The organism is Sorangium sp. So ce426, assembly GCF_051475585.1.
Classification (GTDB): Bacteria; Myxococcota_A; Polyangia; order Polyangiales; family Polyangiaceae; genus Sorangium; species Sorangium cellulosum_B.
Genome location: NZ_CP150341.1, coordinates 9728726 through 9744117, shown reverse-complemented (window position 1 = coordinate 9744117; position 15392 = coordinate 9728726). Strand labels below are relative to the sequence as shown.

Here is a 15392-nt window from a genome sequence, read left to right as displayed (position 1 = left end):
CTTCTACTCGCTCACCGATCCGCGGGCGCCCTCGACCTCGATGCGCGCGCCCAGGGCGCGCAGCGTCCCGACGAAGAGGGGAAAGCTGGTCGCGATGCAGCCCGCGTCGCGGACGCGCGTGGGCCCGCTGGCGGCGAGCCCGAGCACGGCGGCCGTCATCGCGATGCGGTGATCGCCGCGGCTGTCGACGTCGGCCGCGTCGAGCGGCCGGTCGGGCCTGCCCTCGACGAGCAGCCCGTCGGTGCGCTCCTCGCAGCGCAGGCCGAAGGCGCCGAGCACGGACGCCATGGCCGCGATGCGGTCGGTCTCCTGCGAGCGCAGCTCCCGCGCGTCGAACACCTCGGTGAGGCCGCGCGCCCGCGCGCCGAGGCCGAGCAGGATCGGCAGCTCGTCGATGGCGCGCGACGCGAGCTCGCCGCCCGCGCGCCCGGCGCGGAGGCCGGCGCCGGAGGAGGCGGGCGCGACGTGGACGTCGCCGGTGGGCTCGCCGAGGGCCTCTCCCTTGATCTCGACGGCGACGCCGCCGTCCATGTCGCGCAGCACCTCGAGCAGCCCGGTGCGCGTCGGGTTGAGGCCCACGCGCCGCGCTGTCACGCGGCTCCCCGGCACGATCTGCGCGGCGGCGACGAGGAACGCGGCCGCGGAGAGGTCGCCGGGCACGTCGAGCTCGAACGCCGGGAGCGCGCCGGAGAAGCGGGCCGCGTCGAGGCAGACCATCGCGCCGACCGAGTCGATCGGCACGCCGAGCGCGGTGAGCATGCGCTCGGTGTGATCGCGCGAGACGATCGGCTCGCGCACGAACGTGGGGCCGTCGGCGTAGAGGCCGGAGAGGAGGAGGGCGCTCTTCACCTGGTCGCACGGGACGGGGATCTCGTGCTCGATCGACGAGAGCACGTGCGGCTCGGGGAGCGGCCCTATGTCGAGCGGCGCCGTGATCTCGCCGATCTTGCGCGGATCGAGCTGCCCCTCGATGCGCCCGCCGCGGAGCCGGAGCGGCTTCGCGACGCGCTCCATGGGGCGGCGCGAGAGCGACGGGTCGCCGACGAGCCGCGCGGCGAAGCGCTGGGCGACGAGGATGCCCGCGAGGAGGCGCATCGTGGTGCCGGAGTTTCCGCAGTCGATGGGGCCGTCGGGGGCGCGGAGGCCGGAGAGCCCGGCGCCGTGGACGACGAGGTCGCCCGGCGACGGCTCCTCGACGCGGACGCCCATGGCGCGCAGCGCGCCCACGGTCGAGAGGACGTCGCCGCCGAGCGTCCCGCCCCGGATGCGGCTCTGCCCGGTGGCGAGCGCGGCGAGGAGGAGCGCCCGGTGGGCGATGCTCTTGTCCGCAGGGACCGGCACGCTCCCGATGAGCGGCCGCTCCGCCGGGTGGACGATGAGGTCGGGCACGGGTTGCCGTGTAGCAGAACGGCGGCCGCAGGCACAGCGGGCGGGGCGCCGAGGGCGGGGCGCGCGGGGTGGGACGACGCGGGGTGGGACGACGCGGGCGCCTCGATGTTAGCGTCGCCGCGTCGCGGTGGGGATCGACAGGAGGAAGCGGCATGGACGAGGCAGTGGACGTGGCGGCGCGCGTGGCGGCTCGGCTCGGCGCGATCCCGGGCGTTGTGGCGGTCGTGCTGGGCGGATCGCGCGCTCGCGGCGCGGGCCACCCGGACTCGGACGTCGATCTGGGCATCTATTACGAGCCCGAGAGCCCGCCCGACCTCGCGGCGCTGCGCGCGCTCGCGCGGGAGCTCTGCGCGGGCGGCGCCGAGGGCGACGTGGCGCCGCTCGCGCGGGAGCTCCACGGGGGCGCCGCCGAGGACGTCGTCACGCCGCCCGGCGCGTGGGGGCCCTGGATCAACGGCGGCGCGTGGCTGGAGATCGAGGGGCACCGGGTCGACTGGCTCTACCGGGATCTCGCGCGCGTGCGGCGCGTGATCGAGGAGTGCCGGGCGGGGCAGGTGACGTGCGACTACCAGCCCGGTCATCCGCACGGCTTCCTCAGCGCCAACTACCTGGCCGATGTCCACGACTGCCGGCCGCTCTTCGATCCGGAGGGCGCGTTCGCTCCGCTGAAGGCGCTCGTGACGCCGTATCCGCCGGCGCTGCGGAGGGCGCTCCTCGAGAGGTTCCTGTGGGAGGCCGGCTTCGCCATCGACACCGCGAGGAAGGCCGGGCGGCGCGGCGACGTGTTCTACGTGAGCGGCTGCCTGTTCCGCGCCGCGGCCTGCCTGGTGCAGGCGCTGTTCGCGCTGAACGAGCGCTACCTCTCGAACGAGAAGGGCGCCCTGCCGAGGACGCGTGCGCTCTCGCGGTGCCCCGAGGGCTTCGCCGACAGGGTGGAGGCGACGCTCGCCGCGCCCGGCGAGGGCGCGGACGCGCTGCTCGCGCGCCTCGGGCGCATGGCGGCGATCGCGCGCGAGGTGCGCGAGCTGTGCCGCGGCGGCGAGCCGAGCTGGTAGCATCCGCCGCGACGATCGCCGAGGGCGCCGCGGGGGCGGGCCCGGCGGCGGCCGCGCATGAAGCGAGGACGAGGAGCCATGGAGTCGATCAAGCTGGAGCACGGTCCGTCGGAGGAGCAGCTGGCGAAGCTCGGGGCGCGCGGCTGGCCCATCTGGACGAAGGAGGTGTCGACCTTCTCGTGGCACTACGACGAGCGGGAGATCTGCTACCTGCTTGAGGGCGACGTGATCGTGACGCCCGCGGAGGGCGGCGGCGCGCCGGTGCGGATCCAGGCGGGGGATCTGGTGACGTTCCCCGCGGGGCTGAGCTGCACCTGGGAGGTGCGCTCGCCGGTGCGCAAGCACTACCGGTTCGGCTGAGCGGCGGTTTCACGGCGCCGGGGCGCCCCCGCGATCGCGCTCCTGTGCGCACGGCCGAGGGAGGCCGGGGAGGGGCCGGGGATGAGCTGGGAGCGAGGAGCGCAAGCGGACTGCGGGCGAGCGCTGCCGGGTGGCATGCCGCTCGGATCCATGTAGTTGAGCGCGTTGTCGAGGACGAAGCTGTACGGATTCCAGCTCTGCACGGGCAGCATCGGCCCGTCTCCAACCCCGCGCGAGCTGCTGTCGAGTCGCGACGCCGGCATTACCCGCCGCCTGCGGCCGGCGGGGCCGCCTCGTCGTCGCCGAAGAGCACCCCTACCTGCAGATCCAGCTCGGGAAAAGGCTCCGCGTGCCCGCGCTCCCCGCGCTGGGCGACCAGGATCTCCAGATACCCCCGGGCAGTCCATTGCAGCACTGTCAGGCTCTCATCACGAGGATCGATGAGCCAGTAATAAGGCACCTGGTGCGCGTGATAGATTCGCTTCTTGCGGATCCGATCGTGGGCGGCATGGCGAGGCGAGATGATCTCGCAGACCCAATCGGGCCGCACCCGCACCACCGCATCGTCGTCCTCCGGCGGCTCGGACAGCCGCTCCCTGTGCCAGCCGGCCAAGTCGGGGCGGAGAATCTGGCTGGGCGAGAAGCCGACGAGCTGCTCGGTCAGGAACCACCAGCCCCCGGAGCCAGCGCCGCCGCCTCCACGGCGATACGGCGAGAGCAGGCCCGCCAGATTGAACTGGGCGCGACCGTGGCGGAAACCGGCCTGTTTCTCGACCAGCTCGCCGTCGACCAGCTCGAACCCCCGCCCCTGCTCGGGCAAGCCCAGCAGGTCGGCCTCGGTGGCAGGCGCCGGCTCGTGCTTGCGGGCCGTGGTGCTCATGCGGCATCTTATCACGACGCCGGTGCGGTGTTGCGAGTACCTCGCCGCCCGCGCTCGCCTTGTGCCCCGCACCTGGGTGGTGCGGTCACTTGCCCCGACAGGGGACCTACGAAGACGGGAAGATCATTCAGGTTTCTTCCGGCCTTCCCGCCTTCATGTTCAAAGGAGCGCACTGCCCGACCGCCCAGAAGGGCGATTTGGTGAGAATTTGGGGCGCAATTTGCAATGCGTTCGTGAGGGCAAATTCGACGTGTGGGGGATTCAAAGCGTGGAAGAACTTGAACCACGGAGGCCCCGAGGAGGGAGCGGGTTCTGACCCGCGAGGCCGTCATCGGAGTGGCTGCGGAGAGCCTGACGGCTGAAGACGCACCCTCTTCGAGGTGCCTACCGGTGCCCTGCCGACGAACGATATCGCCCCTCCGGCGTCCACAGCCCGTCCTTGGGGAAGTGGAGCTCATCGACGCTCTTCACGATGCCGGCGCGCTCATAGCGGACGAACGGCGGGTCCTCGAAGGAGCCGTCCTCGCCCATACCCGCGCGGAGCTTGCCACCGAGCTTCCGGTCCTCCTCGATGGTGACGAGCACTGGCGGACAGCGATCGAGCACCTCGGCGCTCTCCGCGACGGCCTCATCCTCGGCGACGTCGCTCCATCGGGCGTGGCGCGACGTCAGGTGCTTTCGCACTATTTTCCGCGGGACGGCGTGCTCATGACGGAGCTCGCTCGGGCTCTTTGCCCTGGCCGCGGCCTCGGTGTGCGGGAGTGCGCTCAATTCGCGTTTTACCGCATCACGGACGTACTCGCCCTTCACCAGCGCGTCCGCCGTCCAGAACCAGAGCGTTCGATCGAGCAGAAAATGACCGAGCCTCCGGAGGTGCGGCGTGTCGGCGAGGCGAAGGCCGCGAAGCGCGAGCAGACAGATCTCCCGTCGTGCGACTAAGTCCAGCGGTTCAAACGCAGCGGGACCGTTCTCCGCGAGGGCCGTCGCGGCGTTCGGTATGCCGGCCTGTTCGACGATGCGCTCGCCGGCCTTGAGGCGGAACTTCTCCACGAGGTTCGTGGCGGTGGGAACGGCGCCCGCGGCACGCGCGTGCGACCAGGCGATCCGGCACGCCTCAGTGAAGTCGTTCGCTTGAAAACGATGGATGACCGTGTCGGTCGGGGTCTTCAGACGGGTGAAGTACTCGGGCATTCGCGGCGTCCTTGCACTGCTGAGTGAGCTCGTGGGGCCGTTCGAGGAGGCGTCGTGAGCTCAAATCGCCGCTCCCCCTCCATGTCGCCGGACGGCAACGCTCCGACAGCGGGGCGGTACGTCGCTCTCGCGAAGGATCCGCCACGCACGGGAGGAGCACATCCTATGCCTGTACCCTTTCGCGGGCTTCGCCGCGCAAACAAACTCGCCACACTCGCTGCCAGGTGGCGGTTCGATGTAAGGCAACTTGCCAAGGGTCGCTGGTCAGTGGCAGCGTAATGTAATTGTTATTACTTTTTATGGCAGATCGGCCGCGGTCGATAGTAATAAATCTTACGATAGATCGCCGCCTGCCACCGGTTCGACGCAAATGAACTATCGCGCAGCGCCAGAAGGCGGCGGATCAAGTAACGTATATTACTTTCTGGGGGGTGGAGGGCGACGGATCGAGCAAGTTGCCTTGCTCCGCCGCCGCGCGGTCCGGTGCGGGAGGTGGATCGTGGAATGGGGGGCAGGAGCGCCCGGCTCAGGCGCCGTCGAAGGAATCGTCGTCTTCGCCGGCAGCGAGCGGCGCGGCGTCGTCGACTGGCGCGGGCTCGGCCGCGCCGACGGCGCCGCCCTTGCGACCGCGCCGGTCGGCCCGGGCGGACTCGCGGCGGAGCCGGCCGAGGAGGCGCTCGGCGATCTCCCCGGTCGCCGCCTTCTCGAGGGCGAGGTTCGTCTCGACGGCCCGGACCACGCGGATCCACGCATTGCGGGCGTTCAGCACCTCGCGGGGCGAGGCGCCGTCGGTGCTCGATGACGCGTTCAGCGCGAGTTGCTCGCGCTGCGCCTCCACCTTCTCGATCTCGAGCGCGGCAGCGACCCAGGCGTCCACCACCTGCGCGAGCGGCCCCTCGGGCGTCTTCAGCTTCTTGAGCAGCTTCTCCGACGCGTCGTCGAGCCGTGACGGGAGCAGCTTGGCGTCGCCCGCCTGGTCGCCGTAGCTGCGCGAGACGGCCCTGAGCCCCGCCGGCGCGAGCCGGTCGCGCAGATCGAGGACCGCCGCCGCGAACGCGGGGTCGTCCGTCATCTCGGCGAGCGCGCCCAGGTAGTTGTACGCCCCGCGGAGTTTGCGATCGTGCGTGGCGTCGAGCGTGAGCGCCTTCTCCATGAGCGCCTTCGCCTGCTGCTGAAGGCTGGAGCCGAGCCGCTGCGTGGTGAGGATCCGGCCGTGCGCTTCCTCGACCGCGGGCAGGAGCGGCGCGAGCAGCGGCAGCGACGTGAAGATCCTCCGATCCTGCTCCGGATCGAGCCAGGGGCCCGAGATGTTGACCATCGCTTGCGGGGTGAGATTGCGATAACCCATGAGATACCCTCCTTCGTCAGGGGCGTCCCGAATCTCGATCCGGGTTGGCTGGATGCAACCTCCCGCGCGCTCGGGCAGCCGTCGCGTTCGTGCTCCGCGGCCGGAGGATCGCCGGTGGCGCTCGGCCCGCTCCGGGAAGCCAGGATGGGCGGCCTGGACACGTGCTCAGCTCCTGAGAGAGGCCCTCTCCTTCCAAGAGAAGCCCTCTCCCTCATCAGAGAGGCGCGCTCCGTCTCACCAGATGCGCCCCGTCCCATCAGATGCGCGCTCCGTCTCGCCAGATGCGCCCCGTCTCGCCAGAGGCGCGCTCCGTGCCGGTGCACTCCGACGGGCCAGAAGGACGATTTGATGAGAAATTTGGGGCGCGATCTGCAATGCGTTCGTGAGGGGAAATTCGGCGTGTGGGGGATTCAAAGCGCAGGCAGACCTGTGTTAAGGCATGTCTGCCCGAGGGATGGACGCCGCTCCGGCCGAGGCCGAGGCTGAGCTGAAAGGCGGTACCGCGCCGGATTGGGCCGGCGCGGCACCGGTCCCCTTGGTAGGGCTGAGGTGCGCTTTGCTGCGTTCTGCGCTGGTCATCTGTTGGTCGCACGTGGCGGCCGTCGCGATGTTCCTCCTCGCGCTCGAGCCAGCGTTCGCCGCGCAGCCGCCGCCACGGTCACCGCGCGTGACAGCTATGATCAAGGAGGCAGAGGCCGCCCTGGACCGACTCGACATCGCGCGCGCACGCGACCTGTGGGCGCAGATCTACGATATCGAGCGTTCCACGGTGGGGATCTGCCAGCTCGGGCAGCTCGACCGCCGGCTCGGGCGCTGGGTGGACGCCGTGGTGGAGCTCACGCGGTGTGTGCAGGAGATGCGCCCGCCGTCCACGCTCAGGGAGCGGCGGCTCCACGACACGCGGCATGCGGACCTGGCGGCGGCGCGGCTCGAGGTCGCGCAGCTCCACGTGTTCGCGCCCGCCGGGGCGGCGCCCGTGATCGTGGACGGGCGCCTCGTGGACGAGAGCGGCCAGATCTACGTCGCGCCAGGGCAGCATGAGGTCACGGCGATGTTGCCGGACGGGCGCAAGCTACGCTCCACGGTGCACGTCACCGCGAGAGAATCGCGCGTCGTCCTCCTGAGCGTCGAACCGGCGAGCGTGCGCTCGGTCGCTCCGTTGAAGGCGACGCCGGCGGGCGCGCCGGCACCACCGGCAAGCCCACCGGCGCCGTGGCTTCTTTATACGGGCTCCGCTGCGTCTGGCGCGCTCCTGGTGTCTGGGATTGTGCTGCACATCGTGGCATCGATCGAGGATACCGCCTTGAGGGACGAGATGTGCAAGCCCAACTCGGTTGAGAATCAGAAGTGGACCGAGGACTTGCATGCTATCGAGGCACGACAGCACATCAGCACGGCAGCGCTCGTTGCCGGGACCGCGCTGGGCGCCGCGACGCTCGCGGTTGCGGTGCTGCCGAACGGCGCCCAGATCCGCGCGCGCAGGGCTGGTGCGGAGGTGAGTTTCTCGTGGTAGAGCCCGGTACCGTCTGGGAAGGCCACCGGATCCTCCGCGAGGTTCACGACGGCATGGTCCGCACATTCCTCGCCCAACAGGTCGGCGGTGAGGGCGCGACCGTTTGGCTGTACGTGCGCGAGGGCCAGCAGATCGACCGGACGGCCTTCGCATCCGAGCTCCAGCGCTTGCAGGACATCGCACAAGCGGTCCCGCAGGTTGAGCCCGTGCTCTACGGAGATGCGGGTGGCCTCTCTGCCTGGGTCGCGTGCAGGCGAAGCCACGGGATCAGCATCAGAGATGCGACGCGCGGTGCCGATCTCGGCGTCACCGCGCTGCACTTGGCGATCGAGATTGCCCGGGCGATCGAGCGATGTCACGCGCTGGGCGGGTGCCATGGAGCGCTCGGGTCCGACCGCGTGTTCATCACGTCGAAGCGGGATTACAGCATCAGCCAGTTCGGCCTGGTCCGGCTGTTCCGGATCGAGCCGCACGAGGCCGCGCGGGAGTCGCTGGTGGTGTCTCCTGAACTGCTGCGCGGCGACCGGTTGGGGCCAAGGACGGACGTTTATGGTCTCGGGACGCTGTTGTACGAGCTGGTCTGCCGCCGCTCGCTCGACGTCGGCCAGCCAGGTGCGCTGGGAGCGCGGAGGGGTAGGCCTGCGATCCCCATCGACACACCGCCCGCTGTGGCTGCCGCGATCGAGATGGCGCTGGAAGAGGATCCGCGCCGCAGATACAGGAATGTGGACCACTTCATCACGGTGCTCGAGTGCCTCGTGGACGCCTGGGACACGCTGGAGCGGGCACCGAGCCGGCGCGATAACCACGCTTTCGTCGTCGGCGTGGCGCCGTCGACCTTGCGCAGCTCCCAGATTCAGAGTCGGCGTTTGCCCGCGCCAGTAACGGAAGGTCCGGATACCCGGCCGTCCGAGCTGGCGCCGGTGGTTGCGCCGTCGAGCGACGATAAGCTTCCGCTGCCGCAGATTCCTCCCCTCGGCGAGCCATTGCGGACTGCTTCCGCGCGGAGGGAGCCGAGCTTCCCACCGCCGCCGTCCCTCCGTCGAGAACCTGAGCTAAAGTCGATGGCGGTCCGGAGCACCCCTGTCGGCATGCCGCCTCGGAAGCTCACGAACAGCGTCGCCGTTTGGCTCGCTGCGACGGTCGCGCTGTGCCTCGGCGTTCTCTGCCTGACGCGTCCAGCTGCGATCGTTCTTCGCGCGGAGAAAGCTGGGGCGGTGCTGGTGGAGCAGGTGTCGTCGCGGCGTGAGCAGCAGCGTTTGCCGTCGCCGGCGGGTCTGGTGACGATCGCCTCGAAAGAAGCGGGCAGCCGATCGCTTGCTGCGCTCTCGCAGCGAACGCGCGTGACGGTAAGAGCCGAGCCGCGTCGGCCGTATTGCGATGGCGGCGATTTCAGCTGTGGTCCTGCGATGTACTAGGAGGGCTTCTGTAGATGCGATACGTTCTGCTGCTCGTGGGCGCGAGCGTCGGGCTAGGTTGTGTCTCCGATCGCGGCTGCCCCGCCCCAGGCCCCCACAAGGGAAACCCGGCGGTCTGGCTCTGGGAGGGCACGCAGAGCGAGGCGCCTGGCTGCGCGGAAGACACGGATCTTCTTTGGGACGGCTGGAGGAAAGGAGCCTCCACGACCCCAGAGTCGCCGGCGTTCGCGCGTGCTTGCGCCGGCGTTGTGCGAGATGATATCCCCGAGGGGTATACCCTTTGCGTGATCCCGAGCTTGGTGGATGATCTCTGCTGGGAGGGGTACGAGGACAGCACGACGTATGTTGAAGAGGATGGAGAAGAGCACGTGATGTGCTGCACGCCCGCGGGTAACCCGCCGACGGTGATCCCTCAGAGCTACGGTGCATGCACGACATGAGCGAGGCAATGGCAAATGCGATAGCACGTGTGTTCTCATCTCTGTGCTGGGCCGCCGTGTGCGTCTCGTGGGGTGGATGCATCGCCCATCCCGAGATCTCGGGCAAGGCGACTGTGACGCGGGATGGAGAAGAACTGGCGATCGACACCGGCGGCAACGGAACCAAGGTCGTGGATGCAAGCGGCGAGGTTGCAGGCGGGTGCATCGTACCCAAGCAGGGGGAACTCGCCGTTGCGGTGCAGAAGAAGGGCGCCGTCTTCTCGTCTTTCGATATGATGGACGAGGCCGGGTGGCCCTATGCGTCCGTGACCATCGAAGGATCGCGGTACCAGGGTGCATGCGAGATCATCATCCAGGAGCAGCCAACCGACCCGTACGAGGCCGATGTATCGGCGGGGCCGTGTGATCTCGTCCGGCTCTTCGATGGTGCCAAGGTGCGCCTCGAGACGGCGGTCTTTCACGTCTCGGACTGCAGCGGGGCCGACTAGCCGGGCGGCCTCTCCTGGCGCACTCCCCATCGAGGACGTCACACATCATCTCCTCTGGGTTGAGCACGCGGCGTGCCTACGCTCCGGACGGTACGACCCTATGTCCATTGCGAGGCTCTCCTCTAGGTTGCGTTTGACATCCAATCCTGACATCAGAAGAATCGGTTGCATCGCCATATTCTCCCAGCGGTGCCGAAGGGGGAAGGAGCCGATGAGAACGGAATGCCGAGGTGGCGAACAAACTTCCGCGTGAGGTAATGAGGGCAGGCCACCCCTGTTCTACAAGGGGCTTCTGCGCTAGGTAAAAGATGGGGTGGGCATCAGCCGCCGCAAGAGCGTGGATGGATCCAGAGTCACATGGCCATGAAGCATGCGGTCGAGGAATTGCTCGACGTCGTACATCGCTACTACCCTCGACGGGTTCCATACGAGGATCTTGGCCGTGTCCGAACAGAAGAGGATCGACGGCTGGTGGAGGCTCGTCGCCGAGCCGGTGCCGATTGCGAACGGTGGCTTCGTATGTTGCGGCGCCTGCGTGAGCAGTTTCCCGAGAACGAGATCGACAATTTCTCTGCTCATTTTGCGACGGGGACTCACGATGCCTGTTATTCTGGTTCCCTCTGTATGGCGAAGGTTGCCGGGGGATGTCGGCATGCAATTGAATTGAGGGTGAGCTTCCTTGTTCCGTATTGTATCGTCTACAGCTCGCGCCTCGTTGATGATCTAGAGCGGTTTTCAGCTGGGTCTGGTACAAAAGCTGCTGCTCGGGCTCACTGATTCCCTATGCTGCAGGGCATCCCCGCTGGCGGAGCGCGAGAGCGCTCGCCGGGCGGCGCCATCCTCCGGGTTGCGCCGGCACGCGAGGGAGGCGGGCGACGCGGTGGACGGATGTAGCCGGCGTGCTGAAACCAACCTTTGGCGTCGCGATCAGTTACCAGACCGATGGCTCGGCCCATGGCTCGGTATACCTGCGGAACCGAGCGCGGGGCGGCGGCGCGGGTGAGCTCCTTGACTTTGCTGCCGCAGCCTTCCACCGGCGACAGGTCAGGCGAATAAGGCGGCAAAATCCAGAACTTTGCCCCGCGCTCCTCGACGGCAGCGCGAGCACCGGGAGCACGGTGTGCACCCAGCCCGTCGACAACGATCACATCGCCGGGCTGCACTCGAGGAGCGATCCGGTCGCGGATGTACGCCTCGAAGATGGCGCCGTTCATGGACCCCTCGAAGGCCATCGGTTCTACAGCGCCGCCGAGATTCAGCCCGACGATGAGCGTGATCTTCGGGTCGGTGTTACACGGCACCCTGCCGTGCGCCCGACGCCCGCGACGCGCACGACCGTACCGCCGCGCCATCCCGCGATGCAGACCGAACTCGTCGAAGAAGGTGATGTGGCGTGCGCCTACTCTTCGTGCTCGCCGCCGGAACTGAGCGCGGCGCTTGCGGACGGCGGGCCGATACTGCTCGCTCGCTCGAAGCGTTTTTTTTTCTCGTGATGCCCAGCCGCTGCAGCGCCCGATGCATCGTCGGGATGCTGACACGCACCTCCTGCCGCTGCTCGAACTGCTCAGCCAACTCGGCCAGCGTCCGGTCGTTCTTTTCCTCGACCAGCTTGCGCACCTCATCCAGCCCCGCCCGGTCGATCTTCGGCCCCACTCCACCACCGTGCGGCAAGGGCGCAAGGCTGCCTGTCGCGCGCACCTGGGTGAGGTAATTCTGCACAGTGTTCGGCGCGACCGAGAAACGCTCCGCTATTTCCCGAATGCTCCCCTCGCCGTTGACGTAGGCATCGACGATTCGCCGGCGCAGATCGAGACTGTACGGGCTCATGGGGCAGACCTTGGGCAGGTCCTGTGCCACGATCCGGTGCGGTCGAGCTCGGGCTGTAGCAGACTCGGCTGAAAGCCGCTCTAGAGGAGATCGAGAAAGAGAGAGCGCTCTGCGCGACGCGGTCTCCCGCCGTCACGATCTTCGTCCATGACACGGTGTACATCCTGCCCGCCTGGGTTGGCAAGCTGCTCAGGCTGTTCGGTTCCGAGCTCGTTGAGGCACCTTCGATGGAAGATAAACCTACGCAGCGGGTCGTCTCCTTCGATCTGTCGCCCGATGAGCAGCCGTACGCTGCGGTGATCGCGCAAGAGATTGAAGCGACGTGGGGATACGAGCGCATGCCGCCAGAGGTCGGCAACGTGGTTGTACCGGACGTGGCGACGAATCTGCGCCGCTTGGGAGAGGCCAGGCTATACGATTGCCTTTTTTCAGACGCATGGTAGGCGGGGGATGCTCTCGACGTGGGCGCTCACCGGCACCCTGAGCGTTCTGGCAGAGCATGAAGCACAGCGGATCGGGCTCGAACCATCCAGAGCGAGCCGAACCCGCCGACGTGACCTTCGGCCTTCGCCCGCAGCCGGTGCTCTCTCTTCCGCCAGCGCCCGTGGGCGCGAGCGGCGGCGCGGCGATTCCGGCGCACGAACCCGTCCGAGCGCCACCCGCGCATCGCCAGCGGATCCTACCAGAAGATTCGGCCCGCCGCTGCGGGCTCCACGCTGACACCAGACCACGCGAGCGTCCTGATGAAGCGGACACCGCACGTCGCCACGATCGCGACATGCTGCGTCGATAGATAGGCCGCGCCGGCCTCCATGGCCGGGAAGAATCCAAGATACCTCAGGCACAACCCCCATGCGTTGCACACAGGGATGCGCCCGAAGTCGAGCCGCGCCGCGAGCTCGAACGACAGGGGCACACGGAACGGCCTGCCCCGGACGGCCGCCGTGGGGCCGGTCAGCACGCCGAGCCAGCGCGCGTCGCCGCCCAGACCGAAGAGGCCCACGTCGGCACCGATGCCGATGTCCACGGCGTCGCGGACGGGCCATCGGCGCAAGCCGGTGACCGACGGCATGATGCCGCCCGTCGCGCGCGTGGCACGCGACCCCAGCACGACGTAGGCCGCCTTGACGTCGATCTCCCAGCGCGACGGCGCGCTCTCTTCCGCCCGCGCGACCGCGGGCAGGATCGACAGCGCGACGAGCCCGGCGCACGACGCCGTCAGCGCGCTATCTGCCCATTTCTGGCGGACCATCGTCGGCCTGCGCCTTCCTTCGAGCGGCGCGGACCGCCGCGAGCCAGTGCGACTGGGCCGGGTCGCTGTCCCACGGCGGGGCCGCCTGGTAGAGCGTGTCCCAGTATTCCCAAACTGCTGCCTCGGCCGTTGCCGGCTCGCTCTCGCCTTCGGGGGCGTCCTCGATGCGGTCCACGAAGGAACACCATGGCTCCACGGCGCGAACGCTCAGCTCCCGCCACGGCCGAGCGGGCTCGCCGTCAAAAAGGCCATCGCTGCTCTGGAGATAGCCCTCGTAGGCGCACTGCGCGATGGCACTCCGCCGGCGGTCGTTGACCGACAGCGTGCATATGTCGCGGTACGCCGCTGCCCATTCGCGGTCCTCCGCCGGCACGTCCTCGCGCCATGCGCTTGCATACAGCGCGCGCAGCTCCTCCTCACGGGCCGCCAACTCCTCTCGATTGGCCGGAGGCGGCAGCGCCTTGATTGCTCGCTCACGCGCGGCGCTCGGTCCGGGGTACTCAGGAGACCCTGCTCCGCCCCAGTAATAGGGCGGCTTCAGCACCGGGGGGATGGGCCTCGTCAGCGTTCTCGGCTTTCCGCGGCGCCCGAGCCGAAACCCCCTCCGGAAGGCGCAGAGCGCCGCTGCCCGGTGTTTCTCGGCTGTCTCGTCAGACGTTAGCGTCCGCCAGAGATAGGTCCTGTGGAGGCGCGACGTAGAGTCAGCCGAAGCGCGCTCGTTCGTGCCGGTACGCTCCTTCTCGAAACCCTCGATCATGGCAAAGAACGCGCTCTGCACGGCCTCCAGAAGCATCGGCCAGGGTGGCGCTGGCTCCCGGTCGAGGCGCAGATGTCGGGTATGAAGAGCTCCAGCGTTCGCCTTAGAGCCGACGACAGGGCACCCCGAATCGTCAACCCACTTATGAAATTTCTTGCGGTACGGCTCGGCCCATCCGCGGTCCTGGTCGGGCAGGCCATCGTCCCATGCCTCTGCGCACAGCTGGCCGAGATTCTCGAGGTGCCATTTCCACGTATCGGGATTTTTGGTGGTAAACAGGCCGTGCCCGAACGCTGCCTCGCGCAGTTTGAGTGTTCCGGGGGGAAATCTTGCCCACTGCTTCATGGCCAGTCTCCCGGTTGACCGCCCGTCGGGTCGGTTGGTTGACCGCCCGTGGGGTCGTTGGGCCTAGGCGGGCATCCCCAGCCCTCTCCAGCACCGAGCGGACAGAGGAGCGGGACGAGTCTAGGAAAGGCCCATCCAGGGGGCGGCGCGGGTAACGCGATCAATGCATTGATGACGTCGTTCGTGTCGACTTTATCGGGGTCCGTCAGCTCGGCTGGTATCTTGTCCGGTTCGTAGCGGAAATCCCATACGAACCGGCACTCGACGGTCGCCCCGCCCGGGATCGGTAGGCTGTTCATGAGGTCGGTTTCTCTGATTTGACGCTGCAGGGATTCCCATTGATCCTTGCACATTAGGTAGGTTACTTCGAAAGGGTCCTCGAGGAGACAGTAGCGCATGTCTTGGACAATGTACGACGGCTCCTGGTCGGCCCACTCGGTCCACACACCGCCAGCCTGGTAGCGGCACTGGAGCTTGCCCATTTGATCGCCCGGTGGCCTTCCCTTAAGCCAGTCGAGGGCGCCGGCGTTCATGGTCAACCTCTTGAGCCTCGATATGTCATCGAGAGGCATCGACGCGATCTGGTGTCTCAGCTCGTCGCGATCGCTGGGATCCACGATGGAGCAGCCGCAGGCAAACACGACGAGCAGAACGCCGCGCCGATGGTTCATCGGTTCCCCCCTGATTTACCGATCCACGTATCCGTAGACGGTGGCCGACCTTACCAGCGATCGCCGCCGCCGGTCAAGCCGCGACGAACCACCTGGAGGACGGTGACCGGCGCCCAGGCGCCGCCACTGGCCGGGGCTTCGCCTTTGAAGAAGTGGCAGTGACGGTGCCGAACGATTTGCCGAACATCGCCGGGTCGAGGAAGCCCGCCCGAACCGCCCTTCACCAGCAGCGCAGAGTTGCGCCGTTCTTTCGAGCGGGGCTCTGCGAACGTTCGAGCGGCTCGACCCGGGTTGAGAGGGCACGAGCCCGGGGCCGTCCACCGCGGAACTCCGGCTCCCTCCGCCCCGGGTCTCGATTAAAATGTGACCCCATGGACATTTTTCATCGATTCGGCCTCTGGCGATATCGTCCCAGGCGTAAGTGTCGGGTTTGGGGCGGTGGCGCCTCTCTGGCGCGG

16 protein-coding genes are annotated in these 15392 nt (G+C 68.2%); 6 read left to right on the top strand and 10 right to left on the bottom strand.

All coding sequences use genetic code 11. The annotated features are described in order from the left end of the window. Positions 1-3: 3 nt before the first annotated feature. Entirely contained in the window at positions 4-1389 is a 1386-nt protein-coding gene (gene aroA, locus WMF44_RS36450) for a 3-phosphoshikimate 1-carboxyvinyltransferase (RefSeq protein WP_437294649.1), read from the bottom strand. Between the two features lie 152 nt (positions 1390-1541). Between aroA and WMF44_RS36445 the strand changes: the two genes are divergently transcribed. Beyond that, complete coding sequence (locus WMF44_RS36445) at positions 1542-2444, top strand: nucleotidyltransferase domain-containing protein (protein ID WP_437294648.1); 903 nt, start codon at positions 1542-1544, stop codon at positions 2442-2444. 78 nt (positions 2445-2522) lie between these two features. Next, on the top strand, positions 2523-2804 hold the full coding sequence (locus WMF44_RS36440; RefSeq protein ID WP_012239482.1) for a cupin domain-containing protein: 282 nt from the start codon (positions 2523-2525) through the stop codon (positions 2802-2804). A 262-nt stretch (positions 2805-3066) separates the two neighbouring features. Here the strand turns inward: WMF44_RS36440 and WMF44_RS36435 are convergent, their stop codons facing one another. The 3 genes from WMF44_RS36435 to WMF44_RS36425 all read right to left on the bottom strand — a co-directional run bounded on the left by WMF44_RS36435 (position 3067) and on the right by WMF44_RS36425 (position 6223). Next, the gene (locus WMF44_RS36435; RefSeq protein ID WP_437294647.1) at positions 3067-3684 is read right to left on the bottom strand and encodes a Uma2 family endonuclease; all 618 of its coding nucleotides are present in this window, start codon (positions 3682-3684) and stop codon (positions 3067-3069) included. 384 nt (positions 3685-4068) lie between these two features. Continuing rightward, a complete protein-coding gene (locus WMF44_RS36430; protein ID WP_437294646.1) occupies positions 4069-4875 on the bottom strand; it encodes a hypothetical protein in 807 nt (268 codons plus the stop codon). A 526-nt stretch (positions 4876-5401) separates the two neighbouring features. Continuing rightward, positions 5402-6223, bottom strand: coding sequence for a hypothetical protein (locus WMF44_RS36425; RefSeq protein WP_437294645.1), 822 nt, complete (start codon positions 6221-6223; stop codon positions 5402-5404). Positions 6224-6677: 454 nt separating this feature from the next. On the opposite strand from WMF44_RS36425, the gene WMF44_RS36420 reads away from it, so the two are divergent. The 3 genes from WMF44_RS36420 to WMF44_RS36410 all read left to right on the top strand — a co-directional run bounded on the left by WMF44_RS36420 (position 6678) and on the right by WMF44_RS36410 (position 10082). Next, positions 6678-7736 carry a hypothetical protein gene (locus WMF44_RS36420; protein WP_437294644.1) on the top strand — a complete coding sequence of 353 codons (1059 nt, stop codon included), beginning with the start codon at positions 6678-6680 and terminating at the stop codon, positions 7734-7736. Continuing rightward, the gene (locus WMF44_RS36415) at positions 7730-9154 is read left to right on the top strand and encodes a protein kinase domain-containing protein (protein WP_437294643.1); all 1425 of its coding nucleotides are present in this window, start codon (positions 7730-7732) and stop codon (positions 9152-9154) included. The genes WMF44_RS36420 and WMF44_RS36415 overlap by 7 nt, the downstream gene beginning before the upstream one ends. Before the next feature lie 427 nt (positions 9155-9581). Next, positions 9582-10082, top strand: a complete 501-nt coding sequence (locus tag WMF44_RS36410) for a hypothetical protein (RefSeq protein WP_437294642.1) — start codon at positions 9582-9584, stop codon at positions 10080-10082. 297 nt (positions 10083-10379) lie between these two features. On the opposite strand, the gene WMF44_RS36405 is transcribed toward WMF44_RS36410, so the two are convergent. From WMF44_RS36405 to WMF44_RS36395, 3 genes are all read right to left on the bottom strand, one after another. Next, complete coding sequence (locus tag WMF44_RS36405) at positions 10380-10661, bottom strand: hypothetical protein (protein ID WP_437294641.1); 282 nt, start codon at positions 10659-10661, stop codon at positions 10380-10382. Between the two features lie 191 nt (positions 10662-10852). Then, positions 10853-11434, bottom strand: coding sequence for a transposase (locus WMF44_RS36400; protein WP_437294640.1), 582 nt, complete (start codon positions 11432-11434; stop codon positions 10853-10855). Then, positions 11373-11909: an IS630 transposase-related protein gene (locus WMF44_RS36395; protein ID WP_437294639.1), complete on the bottom strand. Its 537-nt coding sequence runs from the start codon at positions 11907-11909 to the stop codon at positions 11373-11375. Before WMF44_RS36395 ends, WMF44_RS36400 begins: the two co-directional genes overlap by 62 nt. Positions 11910-12064: 155 nt before the next feature. On the opposite strand from WMF44_RS36395, the gene WMF44_RS36390 reads away from it, so the two are divergent. Further along, entirely contained in the window at positions 12065-12352 is a 288-nt protein-coding gene (locus WMF44_RS36390; RefSeq protein WP_437294638.1) for a hypothetical protein, read from the top strand. A 236-nt stretch (positions 12353-12588) separates the two neighbouring features. Here the strand turns inward: WMF44_RS36390 and WMF44_RS36385 are convergent, their stop codons facing one another. From WMF44_RS36385 to WMF44_RS36375, 3 genes are read right to left on the bottom strand one after another with little or no spacing between them, the layout of a single operon-like run. Beyond that, positions 12589-13161, bottom strand: coding sequence for a hypothetical protein (locus WMF44_RS36385; RefSeq protein ID WP_437294637.1), 573 nt, complete (start codon positions 13159-13161; stop codon positions 12589-12591). Beyond that, the gene (locus WMF44_RS36380) at positions 13136-14263 is read right to left on the bottom strand and encodes a hypothetical protein (protein ID WP_437294636.1); all 1128 of its coding nucleotides are present in this window, start codon (positions 14261-14263) and stop codon (positions 13136-13138) included. Before WMF44_RS36380 ends, WMF44_RS36385 begins: the two co-directional genes overlap by 26 nt. Continuing rightward, a complete protein-coding gene (locus WMF44_RS36375) occupies positions 14260-14934 on the bottom strand; it encodes a hypothetical protein (protein WP_437294635.1) in 675 nt (224 codons plus the stop codon). Before WMF44_RS36375 ends, WMF44_RS36380 begins: the two co-directional genes overlap by 4 nt. Positions 14935-15392 lie beyond the last annotated feature (458 nt).